This window comes from Acinetobacter sp. YH16040_T, assembly GCF_024605785.1.
GTDB lineage: Bacteria > Pseudomonadota > Gammaproteobacteria > Pseudomonadales > Moraxellaceae > Acinetobacter > Acinetobacter amyesii.
The window spans coordinates 1,617,527-1,642,314 of sequence record NZ_CP094541.1 but is presented as its reverse complement, the minus strand read 5'-3'; the positions used below and the strand labels follow the sequence as shown (position 1 = coordinate 1,642,314).

Here is a 24,788-nt window from a genome sequence, read left to right as displayed (position 1 = left end):
TTCTTTTAGATCACTATCTTTTCATTTTCGCCTTAGCGAGAAACCGAATAAGGATGTAAATCAAATAAAAGAAGTTTTAAATTCGTTATTCTCTTAAGCTTCAACCACTGGAATGCGTGTCGTATCGCGTTCAGCTTCTGTTTTGGGTCTGATTTGACCGCGAACGGATGCAAACTGAATATGCGGATCATTTTGCTGTTCTGCTTTTGCATTCACGAAAGTCACAAAGCGTTTACGTACTTCAGGATCTTCTACAGCAGTACGCCATTCATCTTGATATGTACCCACAACATGGCTCATACGGCGTTCAAGTTCACCCGCTACGCCAAGCGAATCATTCACAACGACATCTTTCAGGTAATCTAAACCGCCTTCCATGTTGTCGCGCCATACAGAAGTACGCTGCAAACGGTCTGCTGTTTGAATGTAGAACATAAAGAAACGGTCAATGTATTTAATCAATGTTTGCGTATCTAAGTCTGATGCCAAAAGCTCTGCGTGACGTGGCTTCATACCGCCATTGCCGCATACATAAAGGTTCCAGCCCTTTTCTGTCGCAATCACGCCCACATCTTTACTTTGCGCCTCAGCACATTCACGGGTACAGCCCGACACAGCCATTTTCAGTTTGTGCGGTGAGCGAAGGCCTTTGTAGCGGTTCTCTAAATAAATCGCCAAGCCGACTGAATCGTCCACGCCATAACGGCACCAAGTACTGCCGACACAAGATTTCACCGTACGCAGTGATTTGCCGTAGGCATGGCCAGACTCAAAACCTGCAGCAATCAATTTTTCCCAGATTTCAGGCAGTTGATGCACTTGTGCACCAAACATATCAACACGCTGACCGCCTGTAAGTTTGGTATATAGACCATATTCTTTAGCAATTTGACCCACGGCAATTAATCCGTCCGGAGTAACTTCACCGCCAGCCATACGAGGTACTACTGAATATGAACCGTCTTTTTGAATATTGCCGAGGTAGTAGTCATTACTGTCTTGCAAGCCCGCATGGCTTGGTTTAAGTACAAAGTCATTCCAGCATGACGCTAGGATATTGGCTGCCGTCGGTTTACAGATATCACAGCCTAAACCATGGCCATGCTGTTGAATCAGGTCATCAAAGGTTTTGATTTCGTTCACACGTACCAAGTGATAGAGCTCTTGGCGTGAATAAGCAAAGTGTTCACATAAATGGTTATTTACAGTGACACCTTGACGCTGAAGCTCCGATTTAAGTACTTGAGTGACTAATGGCGCACAGCCGCCGCAAGCTGTTGCAGCTTTAGTACATTTTTTCAATGCGCCTAAAGAAGTCGATCCGTCAGCAATGGCTGAACAAATATCTGCTTTAGAGACGTTGTTACATGAACAAATCGTTGCGCTGTCTGGCAGCAGATCGACACCGCTTCCGCCCGATTTACCTGCAGATTGTGCATAGCCAGGCATGATTAGGCTTTCTGGGCTTTCTGGAACTTCTAAGCCATTCAGCATCATTTGCAGCAGGTCATTGTATTCTTTAGCACAGCCCACCAATACTGCACCTAGCAGCTTAGTTTTCTCTGCATTCACGACAATTTTTTTATAAACCTGAGCTGCTTCATCTGCATAGAAATAGCTTAAAGAATTTGGTGTCATTGCATGCGCATCGCCTACAGATGCAACATCAACTCCCATCAGTTTCAGCTTGGTGCTCATATCTGCACCAGCGAAAAGCGTGCAGTTTTGTTCCATCACATGCTTTGCTGCAATACGTGCCATGTCATAGCCCGGCGCAACTAGGCCATAAATTTTATTCTGCCAAAGCGCACATTCACCAATGGCATAAATGTCAGGGTTTGAGGTTTGGCAATAATCGTTAATTACAATACCGCCACGCTCACCAATGGCTAAACCACTTTGGCGCGCTAATTCATCGCGTGGGCGGATACCTGCAGAGAATAAGATGATGTCGGTTTCCAGTTCAGAACCATCACCAAACTTCATTACATGCTTCGCATTTGCACCATCTTCGATGCAAGATGTCGCTTTTTGCGTATGGACTTTAACACCTAGATTTTCAATTTTCGAGCGTAAAACTTTACCGCCTAGATCATCAATCTGAACTGCCATTAAGCGTGGTGCAAATTCAACAACATGGGTTTCTAAGTTTAAATCACGCAGCGCTTTTGCTGCTTCCAGACCCAATAAACCGCCGCCGATCACCACACCTGTTTTAGCATTCAAGCTTGCGGCACGGATGGCATCTAAGTCTTCAATGGTACGGTACACAAAGCAGTTTTCACGCTCATTGCCTGGAATTGGCGGCACAAATGCATATGAACCTGTTGCGAGCACCAGCTTGTCAAAAGAAAGAATATCACCGTGATTGGTTGTGACCGTTTTATTGCGCTGATCAATTTCAACCGCTTTGGTGCTAAGGCGTAAATCTATACCGTATGCATCGGCAAAGTCGCTGCGGCATAGGGTTAAATCTTTAGCCGATTTACCGCTGAAATATTCAGTTAAATGCACACGGTCATAGGCTAAACGCGGCTCTTCAGCCAAAATGGTTAATTCAACATCATCACCTGCGTGTTCCAGTACAGATTCGATAAATTTATGGCCAACCATGCCATGTCCAATCATGATGATTTTCATATTCTTTCTCCGCAAGATTTTTTTATTTGCCCCTAAATCGCGATGTTTAGAGGCAACTTTTCAGTATTAGTTTTGAGCTTCAGCTAAATTTCGTTCATTTACAGCTTGTTCAAATAGGCGCTGTTCTTTTTCCTTATGCTCTACAGAGAAGCGGATCATGAGTACACAGCTTGCAGCGATAACCACTAGACCGCCCAACACCATAAGCGTGGTTTGAATATCCAGCATGCCTTTAAGCAAGAAGCCTGCAGCCACTGCACCTACGTTACCGCCTGCACCGATAATGCCTGCAACACCGCCTAAAGCATCACGGTCAATGAATGGCACCAAGGCATAGGTTGCGCCGCACGCCATATGGGTGAAGAGCGCAAAGACTGTCATTGCAAGGATTGCAAGCACTGCAGTATTCATTTGTGAGAAGACAATCAGGAATAAGCCTTCTAGCAGAATCATGGCAAATAACACTTTGGTACGGCCATCCAAGCCTTTTTTAGTCGCTACTTTGTCCGAAACAATGCCGCCAAGCGCACGAGCAAACAATGCAAGCAAACCAAAGATACCTGCTGCCATACCCGCCTCTTTTAATCCAAAGCTGAAATGGTCGACGTAGTACATTGCTACAATGTTGTGAATAAAGATTTCAATACCGAAACAAGCTGCGTAAGCGCCAAATAGAATCCATACACGGTAATTGCGTGCTGCATGCATTAGAATTGCCAAGCCGCCTTTTTTGTCACTGCCAACACTGATGCCTTGTTCGCGAAGTTCTTTAAAGTTGCCTTGCGGACAGTCTTGTGTGAACTTCCAGTAAAGCGCACCAACAATCAGCATCATCACACCGGGTACAATCAGCGCAATACGCCAGCCCATCGCTTGCTCTACACCAAACATAACGAGTGCGCCAAGCAGTAAAGGCATAAGGGCTTGAGTTGCACCGCCGCCTGCATTGCCCCAGCCTGCTGTTGCAGCATTGGCTGTACCCACAACATTAGGCGCAAACATAATGCTTGTATGGTACTGAGTGATGACGAAGCTTGCGCCAATCGCGCCGATCAGCAAGCGGAAGAAAAGAAAGGATTCATAGCTGCTCGCAGAAGCGACACCAAAGACTGGAATACTGCCGATGATTAATAAAGCTGTATAGGTTTTACGCGGGCCATATTTATCACATAAAGGACCAACGATCAGACGGACTAAAATCGTGATCGCAACAGCGGCAATATTAATATTGGCAATTTGATCTTTCGTGAGGTGAAATTCGCCAGCAATCACTGGCATCAACGGTGCACAGGCAAACCATGCAAAGAAGCAAACAAAGAATGCGAGCCAACTCATGTGGAAGGCCCGCATTGCTGCTGAAGAAAAATTAAATAGACTTATTTTTGTGGCTTTTTTGGCATTTAAATTTGAAGACATAACCTTCTCCTGACTGAACTGAACGCATGAATTACTCGGTTATGTCGCTAACACATAACAGAGTCGATCAGAACGGACGTCGTTGGCCGTCTAACAAATTTTTAGAGTCTTCTTTGACTCAATAAGTATTAAGCACGATACGTGCCAAGTTTTTATTTCAATCGCAAATTTCATCTCTATATTTAAGCATTGAGCGCCGATCTATCCGAAAATAAGCGAATTAAGGTAAATAGATAGTCAATATGCCTATAGAGATGCGGCTGAATGTTCAAACGTGGTTCAGCCCTGCACAAGATCAGTGCACGGAAATGGTTCTATTTTAAAATGTGCATATAACCAAGCTAAAATTTAGAAGCAGATTTATACTTTGTATTGTCTTAAAATTTGGCATTTAAATTGCTTAGAAAACTCAATACGTATTTGTTTGGCTCTGTCTGAGCGTTTGCATGCCAAAACTAAAAATAGCCCTAATTGATGATGATCAAGAACGCGCTGAATTTATTCAAGCCTCATTAATTCAACATGACTTTGATGTGGTCGCCAGTTTCATGATTGATCATTTAAATATGTCATATCTGCAAAATATTCAGGCAGATGTGATTTTATTGGATATGGATCATCCACATCGCGATGTCATTGAAAGCTGTGTCAGCCAATTTGACTTACCGACTATTCTGTTCACTAAAAATTCGAGTCTTGAAATCATCCGAAGCGCGATTGATGCGGGTGTCACGGCATATATTGTCGATGGTATTGACCCTGCACGTTTGAATAGCATTTTAGAAATTTCGATTGAACAATATAAAAAGCATAAAAAACTGCTGAATGATTTGGCTGAAACCAAGTGCAAATTGGCCGATCGAAAAGATATTGAAAAAGCCAAAGTGCTTTTAATACAAATGCATGGTTTAACCGAAGATCAAGCATTTAATTTGCTGAGAAAAAATGCCATGAGTCACCGTATGACGATGGGTGAAATGGCGCGCCGACTGCTTGATGCGCAAGCGCTGTTACAGTCTCAATTTAAGGAATAAACCATGCAAAAGCTTGAAAAAACTGATATTCAATTGGGCTATATTCCTTTACTTGACTGTGTTGCTTTGCTCTGGGCAGAACATCAAGGGTATTTTGCTGAACAAGGCTTGAATGTCACACTAACTCAAGAACCGTCTTGGGCAAGTTTACGTGACCGTCTAGCTTTTGGTTTTTTAGATGCAGCACACTGTTTATCGGCCATGCTGCCTGCGTCTGTGACGGGCAAAGACCATCTCGGCATCCCCTTACAAACCTCACTAACGCTCAGTACCAATTGCGCTTATATTAGTCTGAGTCAAAAGCTCTACTATGAATTAAAGATCCATGCATTAGATCTACCAATTAATTCAGCAGAGAAAATCGTATCTGCGATAAAGCAGACTCAAAAGATTCAGTTGGCGCATGTTTTTCAGCATTCGATTCATCATTATATTTTAAGAGAATGGTTGGCACTTGCCGACACAGAACTCGCTCAAACGCAGACCTTTTCAACTCTACCACCGCCTTATATGGTGGAAGCAATATCAACGCAACGAATTGATGGATTCTGTGTCGGAGAGCCGTGGAATACGCAATCTGAAATACAAGGCTATAGTCGTATCATCGTCAATAGCCAAGATATTATTAAGCCTATACCAGATAAGGTTTTGGCTTTTACTCATGATTGGGCAGAAAAACATCCCAATACCTTAAAGGCGATCAATCTTGCCATCCAAAAAGCACAAAACGATCTGCTTCAACAAACGCATTTCTCAGAAATATTTTCTTTGTTAAAGCAATATCACATCATCCGTTTTGATTGTTCTGAGCAGATTCACGTCGAGGCTTTTCATCGGATCAAAAGCATCATTCAAAATTTTGGCAAGACCCAAGCGCCACAAACTTCAGACTTTGAATGGATGATTCAAAAAATGCAGCAATACGATCAATTAAATATTGAAGATGAAAAGGTTTTTGAAATAGCACAATCTTGTATTTATCAGGATGCTTTGGGCTGAAGTGATTGATATTCCATAAGACCCTATCATCTGAATAGTGGATCTTGTGTTACATCGACCATGAAACCTTGATTAGTTATGCATCTGCATCGATGGCGTGTAAGTCGATATTTTCTTCAACGAAGACTTCACGAATGCAATCCAGTATCTTTGGAATGTAATTACTATGATCCATATTGCGCACCGACAAAGAAATTGGACTATAGGCTTCCAAATCTAAGATTGGGATGTACATCAAATTTTTCATGCCAATATCACTGGCACTTTCAGGAATCAAGGAAATGCCCTCTCCCGACGCCACTAAGCCCAAAGCCATATGAATTTCACGCACTTCGGTTAAAAGTTTAGGTACAAGTCCTAATTCGGTAAATATCGATTGAATGAGCGTGGAAAAATTCGGTTTCGGTGTCGTTGGATAGGCAAAAATGGGTTCATCTAAAATTTGAGAAAGATAAATGCCTTTGTCTTTAAATTCAGCCAAATGATGATTTTTATGAATAGCTAAACGTAGCGCTTCTTTTCTTAATAAAATACGTTTAATGGACGGATCAGTTAATCGAAGTCGTCCAAAACCAATATCAATTCGACCGGTTTTTAAGGCTTCAATCTGGTCGCGTGTGCCACATTCTATGAGTTCAACATGAATATCTGGGTTACGTTGTCGAAATAAATAAATAATTTGCGGCAATAATGCGTATAAAAGCGAACTGACGTAACCAATGCGGACAGTTTTATCGACGGCATTAATCCGCTGTGCCATGGTTGTGGCCTGGGCGGTATGCGTCAATATCTGCACAGCATGCTCATAAAAGAACATACCAGCTTCTGTGGTTTTCACGGGTCTAGAACCACGCTCAAACAAGGTAATGCCCAGTTCTTCTTCAAGCTTTTGAATTTGGCGGCTCAAAGGCGGCTGAGCAATACATAATTTTTCTGCTGCCTTGGTAATACTTTGCTCTTCAACCACAGTGACAAAGTAACGTAAGTGCCTTAATTCCATTTATATACCTTTTAAGTATCTAAAAATACCAAAATCGCTCTAGTTAAAGATATTACATTAAATTAGGGTATATAAATAGTTGGATAGATAAGAAATACGCAAGATGTATAAGTCGATTGAAACCCTGCTCGTGGAAATCCCAACAATCCGTCCGCACAAGATGGCTGTTGCAACCATGCAAACGCAAACCCTTGTTTTGATTAAAATCACCACCGAAGATGGTTATATCGGTTGGGGTGAAGCGACGACGATTGGTGGTCTAGGCTATGGTGAAGAAAGCCCTGAAAGCATTCGTACCAATATTGAAACTTATTTTAGTCCTTTACTGAAAACTCTCACTGGTTTGAATGTAGCTCAAACCATGCAAGCTATTAAACGTAATATTAACGGCAATCGCTTTGCTAAATGTGCCATTCAAACGGCGCTACTCGATATTTTGGCGCAGCGTTTAAATCTGCCCTTAAGTGAAGTATTGGGCGGCCGTTTACGTGACAGCTTGCCTGTTCTTTGGGTACTTGCATCTGGCAATACGGAAAAAGACATAGCCGAAGCACAAAAAATGATTGCGGCAAAACGACACAATATTTTCAAACTTAAAATCGGTTCACGTCCCGTTGAAGCTGATGTTGAGCATGTTTTAGCCATTAAAAAAGCGTTAGGTTCAGACATTTCTATACGTGTAGATGTCAACCGTGCATGGTCTGAATTAGATGCCATTAAAGGCATTCAGTTGTTACAAGATGGTGGTGTTGACCTGATTGAGCAGCCTTGCGCAATCGATAACATTGACGCGATGTGCCGTTTAACTCGTCGTTTTGATATTGGGATTATGGCAGATGAATCACTGATGGGGCCTCAAACGGCATATCAACTTGCTCGGCACCATTCTGCCTCTGTTTTTGCAGTCAAAGTTGCACAGTCTGGCGGTTTAATCGAAGGCTGTGAGGTTTCAAAAATCGCCAAACTTGCGGGTATCGATTTATACGGTGGAACCATGCTTGAAGGCCCTGTGGGCACTATTGCATCGGCACATGCATTTTCTACATTTGACAATTTAGCTTATGGCACGGAGCTTTTTGGTCCATTGCTGTTGACTGAAGAAATTTTAAAAACCCCACTTCAATATCAAGATTTCGAACTCAAGATTCCGACCACAGCGGGTTTAGGGATTGAAATTGATGAAAACAAAATTGATGACTTACGTCGCAAATAACATTTAGCTAGGAGTAAGAAATGCTTTTCCAAGTACGCATGGATGTCAATATTCCATTAGATATGCCAGTCGAAAAAGCCAATGAAATTAAAGCTGTAGAAAAGGCTTATTCACAAGATTTACAACGTCAAGGCAAATGGCGTCATATCTGGCGCATTACCGGTCAATATTCAAATATCAGTATTTTTGATGTTGAAAGCAATGAAGAGTTACACAACATTTTACAAGGGCTTCCCCTTTACCCGTATATGAATATTGAAGTTATGGCTTTAAATCGTCATCCCTCTTCTGTTCGTGGTGATGACAGCTGATGTGATTGGATTCCAATTGTGTAGCACATGATTAGAATCCATTTATATGCATTTTTAAGTTTGTAAATATTTGAAATAAAAGATTATCTGCCTTGTATGACTGAAGTGGTTAGTCAGGTAAATAGTTTTATCGTTCTTGATGAAGGATCGTAGCATGATTGATAAAAGTACCGCTTCATTAACAGAAGCACTTTCTCAAATTAAGGATGGATCAACCATTATGATTGGCGGTTTCGGTACGGCTGGTCAGCCTGCTGAACTGATTGATGGACTGATTGAACTTGGGATCAAAGATCTCATCATCGTCAATAACAATGCAGGTAATGGTGACTATGGACTGGCTAAATTACTCAAAGCTGGTGCTGTCCGTAAGATGATCTGTTCTTTCCCTCGCCAATCCGACTCTTGGGTGTTCGATGAATTATATCGTGCAGGAAAGATAGAACTTGAGCTTGTTCCGCAAGGTAACTTGGCTTGCCGTATTCAAGCGGCAGGTATGGGTTTGGGTCCAATTTATACACCAACAGGTTTTGGTACATTGCTGGCAGAAGGTAAACCTACCCTCCATTATGAAGGCAAAGATTTTGTTCTCGAAAATCCAATTAAAGCCGATTTTGCTTTAATCAAAGCACATCAAGGCGACCGCTGGGGCAACTTGGTTTACAACAAATCAGCGCGTAACTTTGGCCCCATTATGGCCATGGCGGCAGATGTAACAATTGCTCAAGTCTCAGAAGTGGTTGAACTTGGTGCATTGGATCCTGAGCACATTATTACCCCTGGCATTTTTGTACAACATGTTGTGGCTGTTCAACCTGCACAGCTTGAGCAATCTGCATAAATCACGTGAGGAAAGAACCATGAGCTATACCAAATTAACCCGTGATCAAATTGCTGAACGTGTTGCACAAGATATTCCAGATGGTGCTTATGTCAATTTAGGCATTGGCTTACCCACCAAAATTTCAAATTATTTACCAACAGACAAAGATGTTTTTCTACATTCAGAAAATGGTCTTTTGGCTTTTGGTCCTCCTCCGGCTAAAGGCGAAGAAGACCCTGAATTAATTAATGCAGGAAAAGAGTTTGTCACCATGCAAACGGGCGGCTGCTTTTTTCACCATGGCGACTCTTTTGCCATGATGCGTGGCGGTCATTTAGATATTGCAGTATTAGGCGCTTTTCAGGTTGCCCAAAATGGTGACTTAGCAAATTGGCATACTGGTGCGCCAGATGCAATTCCTGCTGTAGGTGGTGCAATGGATTTGGCTGTTGGGGCGAAAAAAGTCTTTATTACTACAGACCATGTGACCAAAAAAGGTGAACCGAAAATTGTCGCTGAATTGTCATATCCTGCCACAGGCCTGCAATGTGTCGATCGTATTTATACAGATCTGTGCGTCATTGATGTGACGGTTGATGGTATGAAAGTCATTGAAAAAGTTGAGGGCTTGAGCTTTGACGAATTACAGTCAATGACAGGTGCGAAGCTGATTGATGCGAAATCAAGTTAATACAGAATGAATGATTAGTCCCCATAAATCCCCCTTTTTCAACGGGGGACTTTAATCCATCGACATTTAAGTAAGATTGGAAAGTCTCCCTCCTTTTAGGAGGGATTAAGGGAGATCAAAAGATTTGGAAATAAATAATATGAAAAACGCATATATCATCGATGCAATCCGCACCCCTTTCGGTCGTTATGCGGGCGGTTTAGCAGCAGTGCGTACCGACGACCTAGGTGCCTTACCCATTAAGGCACTGATGCAGCGAAATCCAAGTATTGCTTGGGAGTCAGTGGATGACGTGATTTACGGCTGCGCGAACCAAGCCGGTGAAGATAACCGTAATGTTGCACGAATGTCGTCCCTACTTGCAGGTGTACCTTTTCAAGTTCCTGCTACAACTGTAAACCGACTTTGTGGTTCATCGCTTGATGCGATTGCGATGGCAGCCCGTGCAATTAAAGCAAATGAAGCAGACTTAATTATTGCCGGCGGTGTAGAGAGTATGTCCCGTGCGCCCTTTGTTATGGGTAAATCGGAAAGTGCTTATGGACGCAGCCAAAAGATAGAAGACACCACCATGGGTTGGCGTTTTATCAATCCAATCCTTAAGCAAATGTATGGCGTGGAAACCATGCCTCAAACCGCTGAAAATGTGGCAGAACAATTCAATATTAACCGTGAAGATCAAGATGCTTTTGCCTTAGAAAGTCAGCGCCGTACAGCCGCTGCACAAGCCAATGGTTTTTTTGAGAAAGAAATCATCCCTGTAATCATTCCACAGCGTAAAGGCGACCCACTGATAGTCGATACAGATGAGCATCCACGTGCATCGACGACAGCAGAAGGCTTAGCAAAACTCAAACCTGTGGTGAAAGCAGATGGGACGGTCACTGCGGGCAATGCTTCAGGGATCAATGATGGTGCAGCTGCACTACTGATTGCTTCTGATAATGCTGTCAACAAATTTAAGTTAAAGCCACGGGCCAAAATTATTGCGGCAACGGTGGTGGGTGTTGAACCCAAAATCATGGGCTTTGGTCCTGCGCCTGCCATAAAAAAGTTGTTAGCTCAAACAGGTCTAAGCCTTGAACAAATGGATGTAATCGAGCTGAATGAAGCTTTTGCGGCTCAAGCCTTAGCGGTTACCCGTGAACTAGGTTTGGAAGATGGCGCTAAACATGTCAATCCAAACGGTGGCGCTATTGCTTTGGGGCATCCTTTAGGTGCATCTGGAGCCCGTTTAGTTATGACTGCGTTAAATCACCTTGAGGCAATTTCAGGTCAATATGCCCTCTGTTCGATGTGCATTGGTGTCGGTCAAGGCATCGCTTTGATTATTGAACGTGTTTAATCCTCAATAAAAGTCCTCCTTCTCATAGGGGGATTTAGGAGATTTATAAAATTAAGGATTCAAAATATGCCTACATTCATATCCAATGATGCAACGATTAATTACGCAACTTTTGGTGATACCAATAAACCTGCGATTGTCTTTTCTAATTCTTTAGGCACAAAGTTCAGCATGTGGAAGCCTCAGATAGAGGCGCTGCAGCAGGATTATTTTGTCATTTGTTATGATACACGTGGTCATGGTGCATCTTCTGCCCCTCAAGGGCCTTATAGCCTTGATCAATTGGGTACAGATGTCATCCATTTATTGGATCATTTAAATATTCAACAGGCCACATTTTGTGGAATATCGATGGGTGGTTTAACAGGTCAATGGCTTGCAATACATCATCCTGAACGCTTTAACCATGTCATTGTATGCAATACCGCTGCAAAAATTGGGCAAGAATCAGCTTGGAATGAACGTGCACAGTTAGTCCGTCAACAAGGTCTGAAACCAATTGCAGAAACGGCAGCATCACGATGGTTTACAGAACCCTTTATCCAAAGTAACACGGCAACTGTACAATCTTTGAGTAACGACCTCGGAGCTGGCAGCCCAGAAGGTTATGCAAGTTGTTGTGAAGCTTTGGCTAAAGCGGATTTACGCAATGAAATCTCGTCTATTCACGTACCTGTATTAATTATTGCAGGTCAACAAGACCCTGTAACTACAGTTGCAGATGGTCAATTTATGCAAGAACACATTACAAATAGCCAATTATTTGAAATTAATGCATCGCATATTTCAAACATTGAACAGCCAGATGCATTTAATCAGGCTTTGCAGAATTTTATACAGCAATAATATGCAGCTGAACAAATTCAATGTAATGTTATTAAAATAGAGCCTTGCCATTGTGCAGGGCTTTATTTCGTTTGAAGGCTTTGATTTAATGTCCGTTCTTAAAATAAATGGACAATTAGAAGAATGGTTCATCTATATAAAAAACGGATCAATATTACTTTTTAGTTTAATCATTGGCTTTAGTTCTACGATTTCTTATGCAGATGTTAAAACTCAGCGTATTAAGGATATAAAGACTTATACTCTCGTCAATGGAGATGGTATCGAAATCTTTCTGTGCAATTAGTAGACTTGAAAAATAGGCATATAAATGCTTATTGCGTGCAGCATTGCGGAAATTGGTTTGTGTATAATCCAGAATTTGAAAGTTATAGCTTAAAGAAAAAATATCAAGGCGCAAAAGTATGGACATCTCTTTCATACAAAAAAATAAAGACCGTATTGCAGGCCCAAGCTTTGATGAATAATTATACTTTATCTAGAAAATTAACATTAAAAGCACTCCGTAAATGAATATTGATATTGAAAAAGACCGAAGTATTGGAGTCCTTCGGTCTAAACTTTTAACTCCACTCATTCCACATAGGCGTTTAAGCCCATATATTGAAGAATAGTTTGAAGAATAATCCCATGAAATTTTAAGCTGCAGGATGATTGAGTTGATCAATGATGCCTTGTGCAGCCAATTCATTTAATTCAGCTTCAGTTCTATATTGGGACAAAATTTCTGTCGTGTGCTGCCCTAACTGTGGAGGTGCATGACGGTATTCCACAGGCGTATCAGATAATTTCATCGGTGATCCAATCACTTTAAAATCATGATTTAAAGCATGTGGAATATTCACCACCATTTGACGGTGTTGAATTTGTGGTTCATTTAATGCTTCTTCTACAGAGTTGATTACACCGACTGGCACTTTTACCGCATGAATCGCATCGACCCAAACTTGAGCATCTTGAGTGAGAAAATAGGCACTCAATAATGGAATTAATTCTTCACGGTGCTTTACCCGATCTTGATTACGTAAATAGTTTGGTTGATCTAGCAGTTCTTTATAGCCAATCGCAATACACAAGTCTTTAAATTGCTTGTCATTACCACAGGCAATAATAAATTCCTTATCTTTGGCTTTAAAAGTTTGATACGGCACAATATTCGGGTGATTATTTCCCATACGCTTGGGTGCTTTACCCGAGGTCAAATAGTTCATGCCTTGATTGGCCAGAGCCGCCACCTGTACGTCTAGTAAGGACATATCAATATATTGACCACGGCCTGTATGCTGCCGCGCCAACAATGCCGCCTGAATGGCAATCGTTGAGTACAGTCCGGTCTGAATATCGACCACAGCGACCCCCACCTTTTGTGCGCCTCCACCGATTACATCATCAGATTCACCAGTAATACTCATCAAACCTGACATACCTTGAATAATAAAGTCATAGCCCGGTTCTTCCGCGCGTGGCCCATCCTGACCAAAACCTGTAATTGAGCAATATACGATATTTGGATTTAGCGCACTGAGCGATGCATAGTCCAAACCATATTTGGCCAGTGAACCTGCTTTGTAGTTTTCAATCACGACATCTGCCGTTTGGGCAATTTCACGGACTAGAGCTTGCCCTTCTTCACTGGCAATATCAATGGCTACAGAATATTTATTACGGTTCGCACATTGGTAATAGCCTGATTCTTTCGTCGCTTGACCTTGCTGATTTGGCATCCAAGGTGGTCCCCACATGCGTGTATCATCCCCGACTTTAGGACGCTCAATTTTGATTACCTCTGCTCCTAAATCAGCCAATATTTGACCGCACCAAGGACCTGCCAAAACACGGCTTAAGTCCAATACACGAATTCCTTTTAATGCACCCATAGTTCACTCCAGATGTGCCATAGGATTGAGCTATGGCACAGATCTTTTTAATTATTTAACTGTTGCAGTTTTTGCAGACGCTTTTTGCTCTGCTTCAGCGACATGTGTATCTAAACTTGCAAGTTTTTCTTTTTCCGCATCTGAAGAAAGTGATGCTTGCTGCGGGTCATATTGACGTTCACGAATGAACAAGCCTGGAATAACACCTGCAATAAAGTAAGCAGCACCCATCACAATAAAGGCCATGGTGAACGATCCGCCAGCAGCAATCATGCCAATGGTTGCTGGTGCAATGGCTGCGCCTAAACGTCCCATATTGTAAGCACCGCCAATAGCCGTACCGCGTACATCCGTCGAGAAGCTTTCTGCCATATAAGTTGCATTTACACCGTATGGAATACCGTATAGGAAACCGAAAGTTACGAGTAAATAGGCAATGTTGGTTGGTGTGTTATAGAAAATGATGATCGGTAAAAATGCTGCCGTGGCTACCGTACCAAACACAAAGGTTATACGACGTCCGAACTTGTCAGCGGCATAGCCGGCTAAAATTTTGCCCAGAATCATGGCGGTATATGCACCTACCATATAGCCTGTCATGGCTTTAAAGTTCATGCTGAGTTCGGTTTCTAGATACGTTGGCATCCAGTTGTTAACACCGTAATAACCGAATTGTAGAAATGCAGCGGTCGACATCCAAAAGAAGAACATTTTGCGATGATTAGTGTGTCCAAAAATACGTTTATAAATACTTTCAGAAGGTGCATTTTGATTGACTGCAGCTTGCTGCTGTACAGGTTCAAGTTTTAATTCACGGCGTTTTAGCTGCTCAATTTTTGCTTCCTGCCAAGATTTTGGTTCAGGAACAAAACGCATAAAGATAAGGGCAAAAGCAGCAGGAATAATCGTGACATAAAATAGCATGCGCCAGCCGTGATCTGGAATAATGGCACCCGCCATCAGCGTTGCAACGATATACCCCACGGTTTGACCCGTTTGCAAAGTCCCAAGTACCGTTGTGCGGTATTTGGTTGGTACATATTCTGCCATGAGCGTATTACACGCCATATAAAGTGAACCCAAACCAAAAGCGCCAATAAAACGTAAAATTAAAAATTGTTCATAGCTTTGGGTAAAGCCTAAAATACATGTCATGATTGAGAAAAATACGACCGACCAAGCAATAGTTTTCACACGACCAAATTTATCGCACGCCCATCCACCAGAAATACCACCTAGCGCCATCCCTGCTAAAGAAGAGCTACCAAGCATTCCTGCTTGAAATGTACTTAAACCAAACTCAGCCTTTAAACTGGTGAGGCTGAATGACAGCAACATAATGTCTACACCATCAATCACCAATGAAATAAAGGCAAAAATAAAGGCCATTTTCCAAGTGTTGCTGGTAATACGATGCATCGTGCCCACGTTAGAAGGCAATTTGAGCGTTCCTGCTCCGTTTTGCATTTCGTTATTCATTTCCTTGTTCCTCATTTTCCCAAATGAGTCATCGGCATTCCTATGTCTGCACATTTGCCTTTTTTATTCTTTTTATTTCATCACTGCTCAGGCTATTGCACAGAGTTACAAGAGTGTTTCACGATGAATCCTTTATTGATTAAGTTTATTTTTGCATAAAAAGTCTCTAAGGCACTCTATGTAGAGCACCTTATTGATATTGAATTCAATTAGTTACCAAAAGCCGCGATGCCTGTTTGCGCACGACCTAGAATCAGTGCATGTACATCATGTGTGCCTTCATAAGTGTTGACGACTTCGAGGTTAACCAAATGGCGGGCAACACCAAACTCATCAGAAATACCATTTCCGCCCATCATGTCACGCGCTACACGGGCAATATCTAAAGCCTTGCCACAGTTGTTACGTTTAATGAGTGATGTGCCTTCTACTGCAGCTAAACCTTCATCTTTCATACGTCCAAAGCGAAGCGCAGCTTGTAGCCCCAAGGCAATCTCAGTTTGCATATCCGCCAATTTCTTTTGAATCAGCTGATTCGCCGCCAATGGTCGACCGAACTGTTTGCGGTCCATGGTGTATTGGTGCGCTGTGTGCCAGCAGAATTCAGCTGCGCCCATTGCGCCCCAAGCGATACCATAACGTGCACTGTTTAGACAGGTAAATGGACCTTTTAAACCACGTACTTCTGGAAAAGCGTTCTCTTCAGGGACAAAAACATTGTCCATGACAATTTCACCGGTAATCGATGCACGTAAGCCAACTTTACCGTGAATCGCTGGTGCTGATAGCCCTTCCCAGCCTTTTTCCAAAATAAAACCACGAATGTCACCTACATTGCCTTCATGCGATACTTCTTTCGCCCAAACAACAAACACGTCGGCAATTGGGCTGTTGGTAATCCACATTTTTGCACCCGTGAGACGATAGCCACCTTCGACTTTTTTTGCACGAGTAATCATGCTACCTGGGTCAGAGCCATGATCTGGTTCAGTTAAACCAAAACAGCCAATGTATTCGCCTGTTGCCAGTTTTGGTAGGTATTTCTGTTTTTGCTCTTCAGAGCCAAATTCATTAATCGGCACCATCACCAAAGAACTTTGAACGCTGGCCATTGAGCGGTAGCCAGAATCCACATATTCAATTTCACGCGCAACGAGACCATAACTAACATAGTTTAGACCTGCGCCGCCGTATTGCTCTGGAATCGTTGGGCCAAGTAAGCCAAGTTCGCCCATTTCTCGGAAAATAGATGCATCGGTTTTTTCATGGCGGAATTGTTCCAGTACACGTGGCTGTAAATGCTCTTGACAGTATGCATGCGCAGTATCGCGAATCATGCGTTCTTCTTCAGTTAATTGCTGTTCCAAAAGAAACGGGTCTTGCCAGTTAAATTGTACTTTTGCCTTTTTTACATTGACCATTTGATTCATCGCATCCTCTGCTTTTTCAGGTTTTCGTTGTTTTATTTGATGCTATGTGTGAAAAGTGATTCATTCAAACGATTAATTTGCATGTAGATATGCGCCTTTCGCATACCTAAGCTTGGCTCACAGCGTGTTAAGCACTTTAGCCACTGATTTGAACTGCGGATTGCTTTATTTATAGACTATAGTGGTATATGAAAATCATTCTTATATGCCATTTTGTGATACCTCTCGATAAAAAGGACTTTATCTATGCGGCGTAATATTCCATCATTGCAAAGCTTAATTTGCTTTGAATCTGCTGCAAAACACGCAAGTTATACGCATGCTTCTCAAGAGTTATTTATTACTCAAAGTGCTGTGTCACGCCAAATTCAACAGCTAGAAGAATATCTAGGTGTCACGCTATTTAGCCGAACGCGTCACGGTGTCGATCTCACAGAAGCAGGCAAACAATATGCAAAAAGTATTAAACCCTTTTTGCAAGGCATCGAAAAAAGCACCTCTGATATCATGACGCACAAAGGCTTAGGTGGTACTTTAAAGCTGGGCGTTGTGCCAACGTTTGCCACACGTTGGCTGTTGCCAAAATTACATAAATTAAATTCACAGCATCCTGAAATTACCGTGCATTTGGAAACCAGTACCAAACCTTTTTTGTTTAATGAAAATGTCTTTGACGCAGCTATTTTTGCAGGAACGCAACAGCAAATTGAGCATTGGCCTGGCATTCAAGCGCATTATTTAATGGATGAGGAAGTAGTTCCTGTCTGCTCCCCCAAATTGATTGAAAACAACTTTCCACTTGCGGAAATGACCGATGATCACAGTTTTAATTTAAGCGATGAAGAATTGCTTCAATTGCCCTTATTACAGCAAACCACCCGTCCAAGTATTTGGCAAGAATGGTTTCAGGCCCATCAGATTCAGCATCCCAAACCTTTCGATGGTCAGCGACATGAACTTTTTTCCATGCTTTCTGTGGCCGCCAGTCATGGCATGGGTATGGCACTGATTCCACAAATGCTGATTGAAGCAGAACTGAGAAAAAAAGAATTGGTGATTGCATCAAATAAAAAACTGCACGGTAGCCGAAAATATTATTTAGTCCATTCGAGCCAAGACAGTTCACCGCAAATACAAAAATTTGTCGATTGGGTGCTACAAGAATTGCATCAGCTAAGTTGAAGTAATCGCTATATTTTGAGTACAGTAAATTCGCTGAATTATTCGTTCAATACATGCAACCGTACGCAATGGACTCATCAATTAAAATATAAGGCTAAATATCTATGCAAAAAATTGTGGTGTTTTCAGGTGCCGGCATGAGCGCAGAAAGCGGCATCAATACCTTCCGTGATAGTGATGGTCTTTGGGAGCAGCATCGTATTGAAGATGTGGCCACACCTAAAGCTTGGGCACGTGACCCTTCTTTAGTACAGCGTTTTTATAATGAACGCCGTAAACATATTTTAGCCGCAGAGCCAAATGCAGCGCATAAATTAATTGCTGAACTCGATGATTTTTTTGATGTACAAGTCATTACTCAAAATATTGATGACCTACATGAACGTGCAGGCAGTCAAAATGTACTACATCTGCATGGAAATATTCGTTACGCAAAAAGCTCTGGCCCTCAGGCGCAATATACGCAGGAATTGTTTCCCATTGAAGGTGCTGATTTAAACTTAGATACTGATAAATGCCCTGAAGGATATCCTTTACGGCCACATGTGGTCTGGTTTGGCGAAGCAGTTCCTGCCTACGAAGATGCAAGTGTGAGTGTGCAAACAGCAGATATTTTTATTGTGATTGGTACGAGTCTGGCTGTCTATCCTGTGGCTGGATTGATTCACGAAATCCCAGCCAACTGCCGTGCCTTTTATATCGACCCGAAAGCAGATTATCAGCGTGTACCTGAGCAGTATCAACTGATTAAAGCGGGTGCGAGTGAAGGAATGAAAAAACTTTTTTTGCAATTGCTTGCGCCATAAAAGTACATTTTGGCATCAGTATCGATCAAAAAAATGATATCGCCTGCTACTTTTGCAGGCTTTTTGTTGTTTATAGCCTATCTAACTTGGCATAAGACCAATAAATCACGGCATACACGCGTTTGGCATTCAAATTGCTTAACGGTATTACGTTTTATTAAAAAAGTAATATTGGGGCTTGGTCAGTATGGGTTATGTCGCAAGAGAGCTCAGTCCAAAAAGTAAGCTATTGCTTGGCTTAGGATCATTTTTAATCCCTGTGCTCATTTGGTGTGCAGTGAGTTATTTGCCATTTTTATGGCATCCGCAGGTGCAAATTACTCAGTCTGGCAGTGTGCCTTATTTTCAGGTGGATAGCCGTGTAGACAAAGCGGTGTTTTATGCTGAAGCGCAATCTGCGGTCAATGCAGGCGCAGAACCGCCGCAAGGTAAACTGGTCAATCCAATCTATCTACCTGCACCGCATGAAGTGGCAAAAGCATTAGTTACGGCTTTTATAACTCCACCAGCTCAGCCTGATGCCCCATGGTTTCATCAAAGCTTATGGCACAGTATTAAAATTGTGTTCAGCGCATTTTTTATTGCCTCTCTCATCGGTATTCCGCTGGGTATTCTTTGCGGTTTTTCTCAAAAAATATCACAACTGACCAAACCCTTTGTTGAGTTTTTCCGCTACTTGCCCGCTCCTGCTTTTGGTGCATTAGCCGTTGCGATTTTAGGTATTAATGATGCACCTAAAATCGCCATTATCGTGATTGGTACGCTGTTTCAGCAAATTCTGATTATTGCCAATACCACACGGATGGTTGACCGTGGCCTGATCGAAGCAGGTTTTACGCTGGGCACCAATAAATTGAAAAGCTTATTTCATGTGGTGATTCCAGCAGCGCTTCCTGATATTTACCGCGACTTGCGTGTATTGCTCGGCTGGGCTTGGACCTATCTGATCGTATCTGAACTGATCGGCACAACCTCTGGGATTACCTGGTTTATCACCCAACAAGCGCGTTACCAAAACTTTGACAATGTCTATGCCGCAATCCTCATCATTGGGGTGATTGGTTTGGTGTGCGATGTGGTGCTAATGAAACTCGGTCAACGTCTATTTAAATGGAAAGCAGGAGCAAAATAATGAACAGCACAGAGTTTAATGCCACCACTTATTTCGATGCAATTTATGCACGCCCTGTCATTTTAGAAGCAAAAAAACTTACACAAAGTTTCAAGCACGGCAAAACTGAACGCACTATTTTAAATCAGTTGGATTTAAAGATTCATAAACGTGAATTTATCTGCGTGATTGGCCCATCGGGTTGCGGTAAATCGACCTTTAGCCGAATTGTGGCTGGGCTTGATCCTTACAGTAGCGGTGAATTGCTGGTCGATGACCAAGCGATTGAAGGCCCAAGCCCTGAGCGTGGCATGGTGTTTCAAGGCTACACGCTTTTTCCATGGAAAACGGTCAAAGAAAATGTGATGTTTGGCCCTTTAATGAAAGGTGCCAGCAATGCTTCGGCCGAATCCAGCGCCCGAGAATGGATTGATATTATTGGTCTAGAAAAATACCAAGATCAGTATCCGCATCAGCTGTCTGGCGGGATGAAACAGCGCGTTGCTATTGCCCGCGCATTGGTCAATGAACCAAAAATATTATTGATGGATGAGCCTTTTGGTGCACTTGACCCGCATACCCGTCAAAAAATGCAAAAGCATTTAATGGATCTATGGCAAAACATTGATATCACCATCATTTTTGTGACCCACGATATGGATGAAGCGATTTTATTGGCGGATCGTATTGTGGCGCTCAAAGCCAATCCTGGTGAAATTAAAGAAATTATTGAGGTCGATTTACCCCGTCCTCGTAATCCTGAACTCATGCTGAGTCCTGAATTTAAACAACTGCGCGAACGGGTGGATTTCTTGGTACATGCGCAGGAAGACGAGCTCGACCCAGCGATGGAAAACCTACCGAAAATTCCACGTATGACCCAAGTCAGTACGCAAAAATAACTGGATTAATCCCTCTTCATCTTTAGGACGGCCTAAATGATGTACTACAGCGTTGGACGGCCAACATTACAGGAATTGAAGATGAATGAATCTTATGTTTTGCCACTTGTTGATATTTCAAAAATGCAAAGCACGGAATTGTCAGAGCGTTTAGAAGTAGCCTCTGCGTTGGATCAAGCCTGTAAAGATGTTGGTTTTCTATATTTAAAAGGTGATCAGTTCAATTTTGATTTTGCGACATCACTAATTCAGGTGGCAAAGCGTTATTTCCAACAAGATACCGCCAGTAAAATGCAACACTATATTGGGCTGTCGAAAAATCACAGTGGATATGTACCAATTGGTGAAGAACAATTTTCAGGCAACAGCTACGACCTAAAAGAAGCCTATGACGTCAATTATGATTATCACGGCGAAACTACGGCATTTCCATTGCTTGGCCCTACGTTATGGCCAAATGATGCCACATTTAAAAGTACCGTCAGTGATTATTACTGCCATTTACGCAGTATTAGCGAGCAGATTTTTCAAGCCTTTGCTTTAGCATTGAATGTAGATGAGCATTTTTTTGATCGTAAAATTACCCATCCGACCAGCCAACTGCGTCTAATCCATTATCCGTATAACCCTGAAGTGAAAGATGCTGAAGGCATTGGAGCACATACAGACTATGAGTGCTTTACACTGCTCTTGCCGACGGCACCAGGTTTACAAGTATTAAATAAACAAGGTGAATGGATGGATATTCCATTGATTGAAAATACCTTGGTGATGAATATTGGCGACATGATGGAAATTCTGTCGAATGGCAAATATTTGGCCACCAAGCACCGTGTTAAAAAAGTCTCTGAAGAGCGCTACTCTTTTCCTCTTTTCTGTGCATGCAATTACGACACGATCATTGAGCCAGTACATTCTACTGAAGCGCCTAAATATCAGCCCTTAATTGGTGGCGAACATTTATTTAATCAAACCGCGCAAACATTTAGTTATCTCAAAAAACGTATCGCTTCAGGAGAACTGAGTCTAAGAAATGCTGTGCCGTTGTCCTCTTTTGGTATGGATGAAAATACAGAAGTTCAAGGAGCAAGCGCATGAATCTATTTCAGGCTTTAGCACAACTTCCAGCAAGCCAAGAGATTTCAGGTCCTATTCCAGACTATTTATATGGTGCTTTTCGCCGTAAAAGCATCAGTTTTTCGAATGGATTAACGGATGAAAAAACCATTGTGTATTGGTTTCAGTCTCGTAGTTTCACCATCGATCTACGTTTTAAAAGCCGTGAAAATACGCCAGTGAATGAACGTCAAGGCTGGATTGGCAACACTCTTTGGGATGCTGAACAGCAATTATTGTCTTGGGATGTTGAAGCACACTCAAATTATCAAAATCATGTGCAATGGCCAGAGCCTGCCAAGTTGCATGCGATTGGCAACTGTATTTTAGAATTCTCTCCGAGCAATGCGTATGTCGAAGACTGGCGTCAGCAAGTTCATGAAGGGCTATTTTTAGGCCTGCGTTTGAAGTCAGCCCTCGATGTAGAAAGTCATCAACCATTGCCGATGGATGGCGGTTTAATTATTTGTGATAAGCATGTGGCCTTCGCACTGAGCCGTTTACCTACAGATCAGCAAACAGTTGCCAGCATCAACATATCATCTGCACCTACTATATATGAAAAGGTGATTGAAAGCTTTGAAGTATCCATCGCTGTAGATGGTCTGCAAGAGATGGATCCGGAAATTTGAACAACTCCTATAAGTGATACTCTGCTCCTCAAATGATGTTATAAACATCAATATATGGAGTATTTTATGGCACGTAGACCAAGAAGAAATCATTCAAACGACTTTAAGGCTAAGGTAGCACTTGCTGCGATCAAAGCAGAAAAAACACTTGCTGAATTGAGTTCTGAGTTTGATGTTCATCAAAACCAAATTATTGACTGGAAAAATCAATTGATCTCAGCTTCCTCACAAGCTTTCGATCAATCAAAAGCTCCATCAGAACCTCCCATTGATCTTAAAAAGTTACATGCAAAAATCGGTGAGCAGGCATTAGAAATTGATTTTTTAGAAGGTGTGTTGAAGAAACTGGGCCGCTTCAACCACAAAAGTTAATCGATCACTCACTTCAGATTTCAGTATCTAAACAAGCTAAGTTACTGAAAGTCTCTCGTGGTTGTTATTATTATCGCCCAAAACCTGTTAGCTCATCAGATCTGAAGCTGATGCGATGTATTGATGAATTACATATGCAATATCCTTTTGCAGGCAGTCGTATGATGCGTGATTTGTTGAATCGTCAAGGGCATCATATAGGACGACGTCATACACGTACTTTAATGAAGAAAATGGGTATTCAGGCGTTATATTGCAAACCAAATTTAAGCCAGGCTAATCAAGCTCACCGTAAATATCCATATCTGCTCAAAGGATTGGCTATTCAGCGCAGTAATCAAGTGTGGTCTACGGATATAACGTATATCCCTATGGCAAAAGGCTTTGTTTATTTATGTGCTGTGATTGATTGGCATAGCCGCAAGGTACTTGCGCATAGGGTATCGATTAGTATGGAGGTGGATTTTTGTATTTCGGCTTTAAATGAAGCGATTGAAAAATATGGATCACCTGAAATATTGAATACAGACCAAGGCAGTCAGTTCACCAGTGATGCATTTATTGATGTATTGAAATCAAATGGCATTCAAATCAGTATGGATGGTAAAGGTCGATGGGTAGATAATGTGATGGTTGAACGATTATGGCGGAGCGTTAAATATGAAGAGGTGTATCTCAAAGCTTATAGCAGTGTCACAGATGCGAAAAAGCAATTGAGTGCATATTTTGAGTTTTATAATCTGAAACGACCTCATTCGAGTCTAGACAAAATGACACCAAATGAGTTTTACTATGATCAGCTACCCCAACAAAACAAGGTGGCTTAACTAGAGCGGAATATCACTTATAAATACGCTTTTAGTTGTTCAAACAAGTGGAACCACCTCTGCATAAGTACTATACAACGACTTCCTCTCAGCAAGATCAATCACTTAATTTTGATCATTTTGAATTTATTGATGAAACACATTTAAAGCAAAACCTAATTATTAACGGTCAAGCAATACAGCTGATATTTGAAGTGGATATTTATGTTCCACATTATGCATTTCAGCATCGCACTGATACCACGACAGAAAGTGCAGATTGGTTGCGAAATGAAAAACAGCACCTCTTGCACCATGCCGTAGAATGCCTATAGGAAATCAATGTCATTTATATATTTACTCATTGCAATCATTGCCGAAGTGATTGCAACGTCCGCCTTAAAAGCCAGCAATGGCTTTACTGAATTTGTGCCGATTGTTTTTACCGTATTGGGCTATGCCATTGCGCTTTTCTTTTTAGGTTTGACCTTTAAATCGATTCCTATGGGATTGGCCTACGCCATGTGGTCCGCTGCAGGCATTGTGCTTATTTCATGCGTGGGCTGGATTATGTTTAAACAAAATTTAGACCTGCCTGCCATGATTGGTTTGGCCTTTATTTTATTGGGTATTGTGATTATTAATGTTTTTTCTAAAAGCACAGAGCTTTGAAATGTCAGTTTTAAAATGAAGTTTTTAAATAATATCTCTGAAATTTTAAAGACTTAAATTGCTATAGATAAAAATGCTCTAGCTT

22 protein-coding genes and 1 pseudogene are annotated in these 24,788 nt (G+C 41.8%); 17 read left to right on the top strand and 6 right to left on the bottom strand.

Features of this window, described 5'->3' with window-relative positions; all coding sequences use genetic code 11:
- Nucleotides 1-93: 93 nt before the first annotated feature.
- Nucleotides 94-2,640, bottom strand: coding sequence for a nitrite reductase large subunit NirB (gene nirB, locus MST16_RS07980; RefSeq protein ID WP_218946177.1), 2,547 nt, complete (start codon nucleotides 2,638-2,640; stop codon nucleotides 94-96).
- Between the two features lie 66 nt (nucleotides 2,641-2,706).
- Nucleotides 2,707-4,056, bottom strand: coding sequence for an MFS transporter (locus MST16_RS07975; protein ID WP_180009439.1), 1,350 nt, complete (start codon nucleotides 4,054-4,056; stop codon nucleotides 2,707-2,709).
- A gap of 446 nt (nucleotides 4,057-4,502) precedes the next feature.
- Between MST16_RS07975 and MST16_RS07970 the strand changes: the two genes are divergently transcribed.
- The gene (locus MST16_RS07970; protein WP_180011183.1) at nucleotides 4,503-5,090 is read left to right on the top strand and encodes an ANTAR domain-containing response regulator; all 588 of its coding nucleotides are present in this window, start codon (nucleotides 4,503-4,505) and stop codon (nucleotides 5,088-5,090) included.
- A 3-nt stretch (nucleotides 5,091-5,093) separates the two neighbouring features.
- A complete protein-coding gene (locus MST16_RS07965; protein WP_180092312.1) occupies nucleotides 5,094-6,089 on the top strand; it encodes an ABC transporter substrate-binding protein in 996 nt (331 codons plus the stop codon).
- Nucleotides 6,090-6,165: 76 nt separating this feature from the next.
- Here the strand turns inward: MST16_RS07965 and catM are convergent, their stop codons facing one another.
- Nucleotides 6,166-7,089: a cis,cis-muconate-binding transcription regulator CatM gene (gene catM, locus MST16_RS07960; protein ID WP_180011180.1), complete on the bottom strand. Its 924-nt coding sequence runs from the start codon at nucleotides 7,087-7,089 to the stop codon at nucleotides 6,166-6,168.
- A gap of 103 nt (nucleotides 7,090-7,192) precedes the next feature.
- Here catM and MST16_RS07955 point away from each other — a divergent pair, with 103 nt between their 5' ends.
- The 6 genes from MST16_RS07955 to pcaD all read left to right on the top strand — a co-directional run bounded on the left by MST16_RS07955 (nucleotide 7,193) and on the right by pcaD (nucleotide 12,318).
- On the top strand, nucleotides 7,193-8,302 hold the full coding sequence (locus MST16_RS07955) for a muconate/chloromuconate family cycloisomerase (RefSeq protein ID WP_180011178.1): 1,110 nt from the start codon (nucleotides 7,193-7,195) through the stop codon (nucleotides 8,300-8,302).
- A 20-nt stretch (nucleotides 8,303-8,322) separates the two neighbouring features.
- Nucleotides 8,323-8,613: a muconolactone Delta-isomerase gene (catC, locus tag MST16_RS07950; protein WP_180011176.1), complete on the top strand. Its 291-nt coding sequence runs from the start codon at nucleotides 8,323-8,325 to the stop codon at nucleotides 8,611-8,613.
- Nucleotides 8,614-8,767: 154 nt separating this feature from the next.
- A complete protein-coding gene (locus MST16_RS07945; protein WP_180011174.1) occupies nucleotides 8,768-9,454 on the top strand; it encodes a 3-oxoacid CoA-transferase subunit A in 687 nt (228 codons plus the stop codon).
- 19 nt (nucleotides 9,455-9,473) lie between these two features.
- Nucleotides 9,474-10,127, top strand: coding sequence for a 3-oxoacid CoA-transferase subunit B (locus MST16_RS07940; RefSeq protein WP_180011172.1), 654 nt, complete (start codon nucleotides 9,474-9,476; stop codon nucleotides 10,125-10,127).
- A 139-nt stretch (nucleotides 10,128-10,266) separates the two neighbouring features.
- On the top strand, nucleotides 10,267-11,472 hold the full coding sequence (gene pcaF / locus MST16_RS07935; RefSeq protein WP_180004403.1) for a 3-oxoadipyl-CoA thiolase: 1,206 nt from the start codon (nucleotides 10,267-10,269) through the stop codon (nucleotides 11,470-11,472).
- A gap of 66 nt (nucleotides 11,473-11,538) precedes the next feature.
- Nucleotides 11,539-12,318 (top strand): 3-oxoadipate enol-lactonase, encoded by a 780-nt coding sequence (gene pcaD / locus MST16_RS07930; protein ID WP_180011170.1) that lies wholly within the window; start codon nucleotides 11,539-11,541, stop codon nucleotides 12,316-12,318.
- A gap of 638 nt (nucleotides 12,319-12,956) precedes the next feature.
- On the opposite strand, the gene MST16_RS07925 is transcribed toward pcaD, so the two are convergent.
- From MST16_RS07925 to MST16_RS07915, 3 genes are all read right to left on the bottom strand, one after another.
- Nucleotides 12,957-14,195, bottom strand: a complete 1,239-nt coding sequence (locus tag MST16_RS07925; protein WP_180011168.1) for a CaiB/BaiF CoA-transferase family protein — start codon at nucleotides 14,193-14,195, stop codon at nucleotides 12,957-12,959.
- Nucleotides 14,196-14,246: 51 nt separating this feature from the next.
- The gene (locus MST16_RS07920; RefSeq protein ID WP_180011166.1) at nucleotides 14,247-15,674 is read right to left on the bottom strand and encodes an MFS transporter; all 1,428 of its coding nucleotides are present in this window, start codon (nucleotides 15,672-15,674) and stop codon (nucleotides 14,247-14,249) included.
- Between the two features lie 209 nt (nucleotides 15,675-15,883).
- Nucleotides 15,884-17,104 (bottom strand): acyl-CoA dehydrogenase, encoded by a 1,221-nt coding sequence (locus MST16_RS07915; RefSeq protein WP_180011164.1) that lies wholly within the window; start codon nucleotides 17,102-17,104, stop codon nucleotides 15,884-15,886.
- Between the two features lie 246 nt (nucleotides 17,105-17,350).
- Here MST16_RS07915 and MST16_RS07910 point away from each other — a divergent pair, with 246 nt between their 5' ends.
- The 9 genes and pseudogenes from MST16_RS07910 to MST16_RS07870 all read left to right on the top strand — a co-directional run bounded on the left by MST16_RS07910 (nucleotide 17,351) and on the right by MST16_RS07870 (nucleotide 24,703).
- Entirely contained in the window at nucleotides 17,351-18,286 is a 936-nt protein-coding gene (locus tag MST16_RS07910; RefSeq protein WP_180011162.1) for a LysR substrate-binding domain-containing protein, read from the top strand.
- 104 nt (nucleotides 18,287-18,390) lie between these two features.
- Complete coding sequence (locus MST16_RS07905; RefSeq protein ID WP_180011160.1) at nucleotides 18,391-19,092, top strand: Sir2 family NAD-dependent protein deacetylase; 702 nt, start codon at nucleotides 18,391-18,393, stop codon at nucleotides 19,090-19,092.
- A gap of 187 nt (nucleotides 19,093-19,279) precedes the next feature.
- Nucleotides 19,280-20,224 carry an ABC transporter permease gene (locus MST16_RS07900; protein WP_180005635.1) on the top strand — a complete coding sequence of 315 codons (945 nt, stop codon included), beginning with the start codon at nucleotides 19,280-19,282 and terminating at the stop codon, nucleotides 20,222-20,224.
- Nucleotides 20,224-21,105, top strand: coding sequence for an ABC transporter ATP-binding protein (locus tag MST16_RS07895; RefSeq protein ID WP_180005636.1), 882 nt, complete (start codon nucleotides 20,224-20,226; stop codon nucleotides 21,103-21,105). The genes MST16_RS07900 and MST16_RS07895 overlap by 1 nt, the downstream gene beginning before the upstream one ends.
- A gap of 81 nt (nucleotides 21,106-21,186) precedes the next feature.
- A complete protein-coding gene (locus tag MST16_RS07890) occupies nucleotides 21,187-22,203 on the top strand; it encodes an isopenicillin N synthase family oxygenase (RefSeq protein WP_180005637.1) in 1,017 nt (338 codons plus the stop codon).
- A pseudogene (locus MST16_RS07885) lies at nucleotides 22,200-22,823 on the top strand (hypothetical protein); the annotation flags it as partial. The gene MST16_RS07890 and the pseudogene MST16_RS07885, both read left to right, overlap by 4 nt.
- A gap of 84 nt (nucleotides 22,824-22,907) precedes the next feature.
- Nucleotides 22,908-24,052, top strand: a protein-coding gene (locus MST16_RS07880) for an IS3-like element ISAba14 family transposase (protein WP_099046175.1) whose coding sequence is annotated in 2 segments (ribosomal slippage) — nucleotides 22,908-23,172 and nucleotides 23,172-24,052 — 1,146 coding nt in all. Because the reading frame shifts where the segments join, the coding sequence is not laid out codon by codon here.
- 47 nt (nucleotides 24,053-24,099) lie between these two features.
- The gene (locus MST16_RS07875; protein WP_180092614.1) at nucleotides 24,100-24,366 is read left to right on the top strand and encodes a hypothetical protein; all 267 of its coding nucleotides are present in this window, start codon (nucleotides 24,100-24,102) and stop codon (nucleotides 24,364-24,366) included.
- Between the two features lie 7 nt (nucleotides 24,367-24,373).
- Nucleotides 24,374-24,703, top strand: coding sequence for a multidrug efflux SMR transporter (locus tag MST16_RS07870; RefSeq protein WP_180011156.1), 330 nt, complete (start codon nucleotides 24,374-24,376; stop codon nucleotides 24,701-24,703).
- The last annotated feature ends 85 nt before the right edge of the window (nucleotides 24,704-24,788 follow it).

Bases quoted from the DNA above. Each gene is read 5' to 3' on its own strand.
- nirB (WP_218946177.1), bottom strand. From the start codon at position 2,640: ATGAAAATCATCATGATTGGACATGGCATGGTTGGCCATAAATTTATC.
- MST16_RS07975 (WP_180009439.1), bottom strand. From the start codon at position 4,056: ATGTCTTCAAATTTAAATGCCAAAAAAGCCACAAAAATAAGTCTATTT.
- MST16_RS07970 (WP_180011183.1), top strand. From the start codon at position 4,503: ATGCCAAAACTAAAAATAGCCCTAATTGATGATGATCAAGAACGCGCT.
- MST16_RS07965 (WP_180092312.1), top strand. From the start codon at position 5,094: ATGCAAAAGCTTGAAAAAACTGATATTCAATTGGGCTATATTCCTTTA.
- catM (WP_180011180.1), bottom strand. From the start codon at position 7,089: ATGGAATTAAGGCACTTACGTTACTTTGTCACTGTGGTTGAAGAGCAA.
- MST16_RS07955 (WP_180011178.1), top strand. From the start codon at position 7,193: ATGTATAAGTCGATTGAAACCCTGCTCGTGGAAATCCCAACAATCCGT.
- catC (WP_180011176.1), top strand. From the start codon at position 8,323: ATGCTTTTCCAAGTACGCATGGATGTCAATATTCCATTAGATATGCCA.
- MST16_RS07945 (WP_180011174.1), top strand. From the start codon at position 8,768: ATGATTGATAAAAGTACCGCTTCATTAACAGAAGCACTTTCTCAAATT.
- MST16_RS07940 (WP_180011172.1), top strand. From the start codon at position 9,474: ATGAGCTATACCAAATTAACCCGTGATCAAATTGCTGAACGTGTTGCA.
- pcaF (WP_180004403.1), top strand. From the start codon at position 10,267: ATGAAAAACGCATATATCATCGATGCAATCCGCACCCCTTTCGGTCGT.
- pcaD (WP_180011170.1), top strand. From the start codon at position 11,539: ATGCCTACATTCATATCCAATGATGCAACGATTAATTACGCAACTTTT.
- MST16_RS07925 (WP_180011168.1), bottom strand. From the start codon at position 14,195: ATGGGTGCATTAAAAGGAATTCGTGTATTGGACTTAAGCCGTGTTTTG.
- MST16_RS07920 (WP_180011166.1), bottom strand. From the start codon at position 15,674: ATGAATAACGAAATGCAAAACGGAGCAGGAACGCTCAAATTGCCTTCT.
- MST16_RS07915 (WP_180011164.1), bottom strand. From the start codon at position 17,104: ATGAATCAAATGGTCAATGTAAAAAAGGCAAAAGTACAATTTAACTGG.
- MST16_RS07910 (WP_180011162.1), top strand. From the start codon at position 17,351: ATGCGGCGTAATATTCCATCATTGCAAAGCTTAATTTGCTTTGAATCT.
- MST16_RS07905 (WP_180011160.1), top strand. From the start codon at position 18,391: ATGCAAAAAATTGTGGTGTTTTCAGGTGCCGGCATGAGCGCAGAAAGC.
- MST16_RS07900 (WP_180005635.1), top strand. From the start codon at position 19,280: ATGGGTTATGTCGCAAGAGAGCTCAGTCCAAAAAGTAAGCTATTGCTT.
- MST16_RS07895 (WP_180005636.1), top strand. From the start codon at position 20,224: ATGAACAGCACAGAGTTTAATGCCACCACTTATTTCGATGCAATTTAT.
- MST16_RS07890 (WP_180005637.1), top strand. From the start codon at position 21,187: ATGAATGAATCTTATGTTTTGCCACTTGTTGATATTTCAAAAATGCAA.
- MST16_RS07870 (WP_180011156.1), top strand. From the start codon at position 24,374: ATGTCATTTATATATTTACTCATTGCAATCATTGCCGAAGTGATTGCA.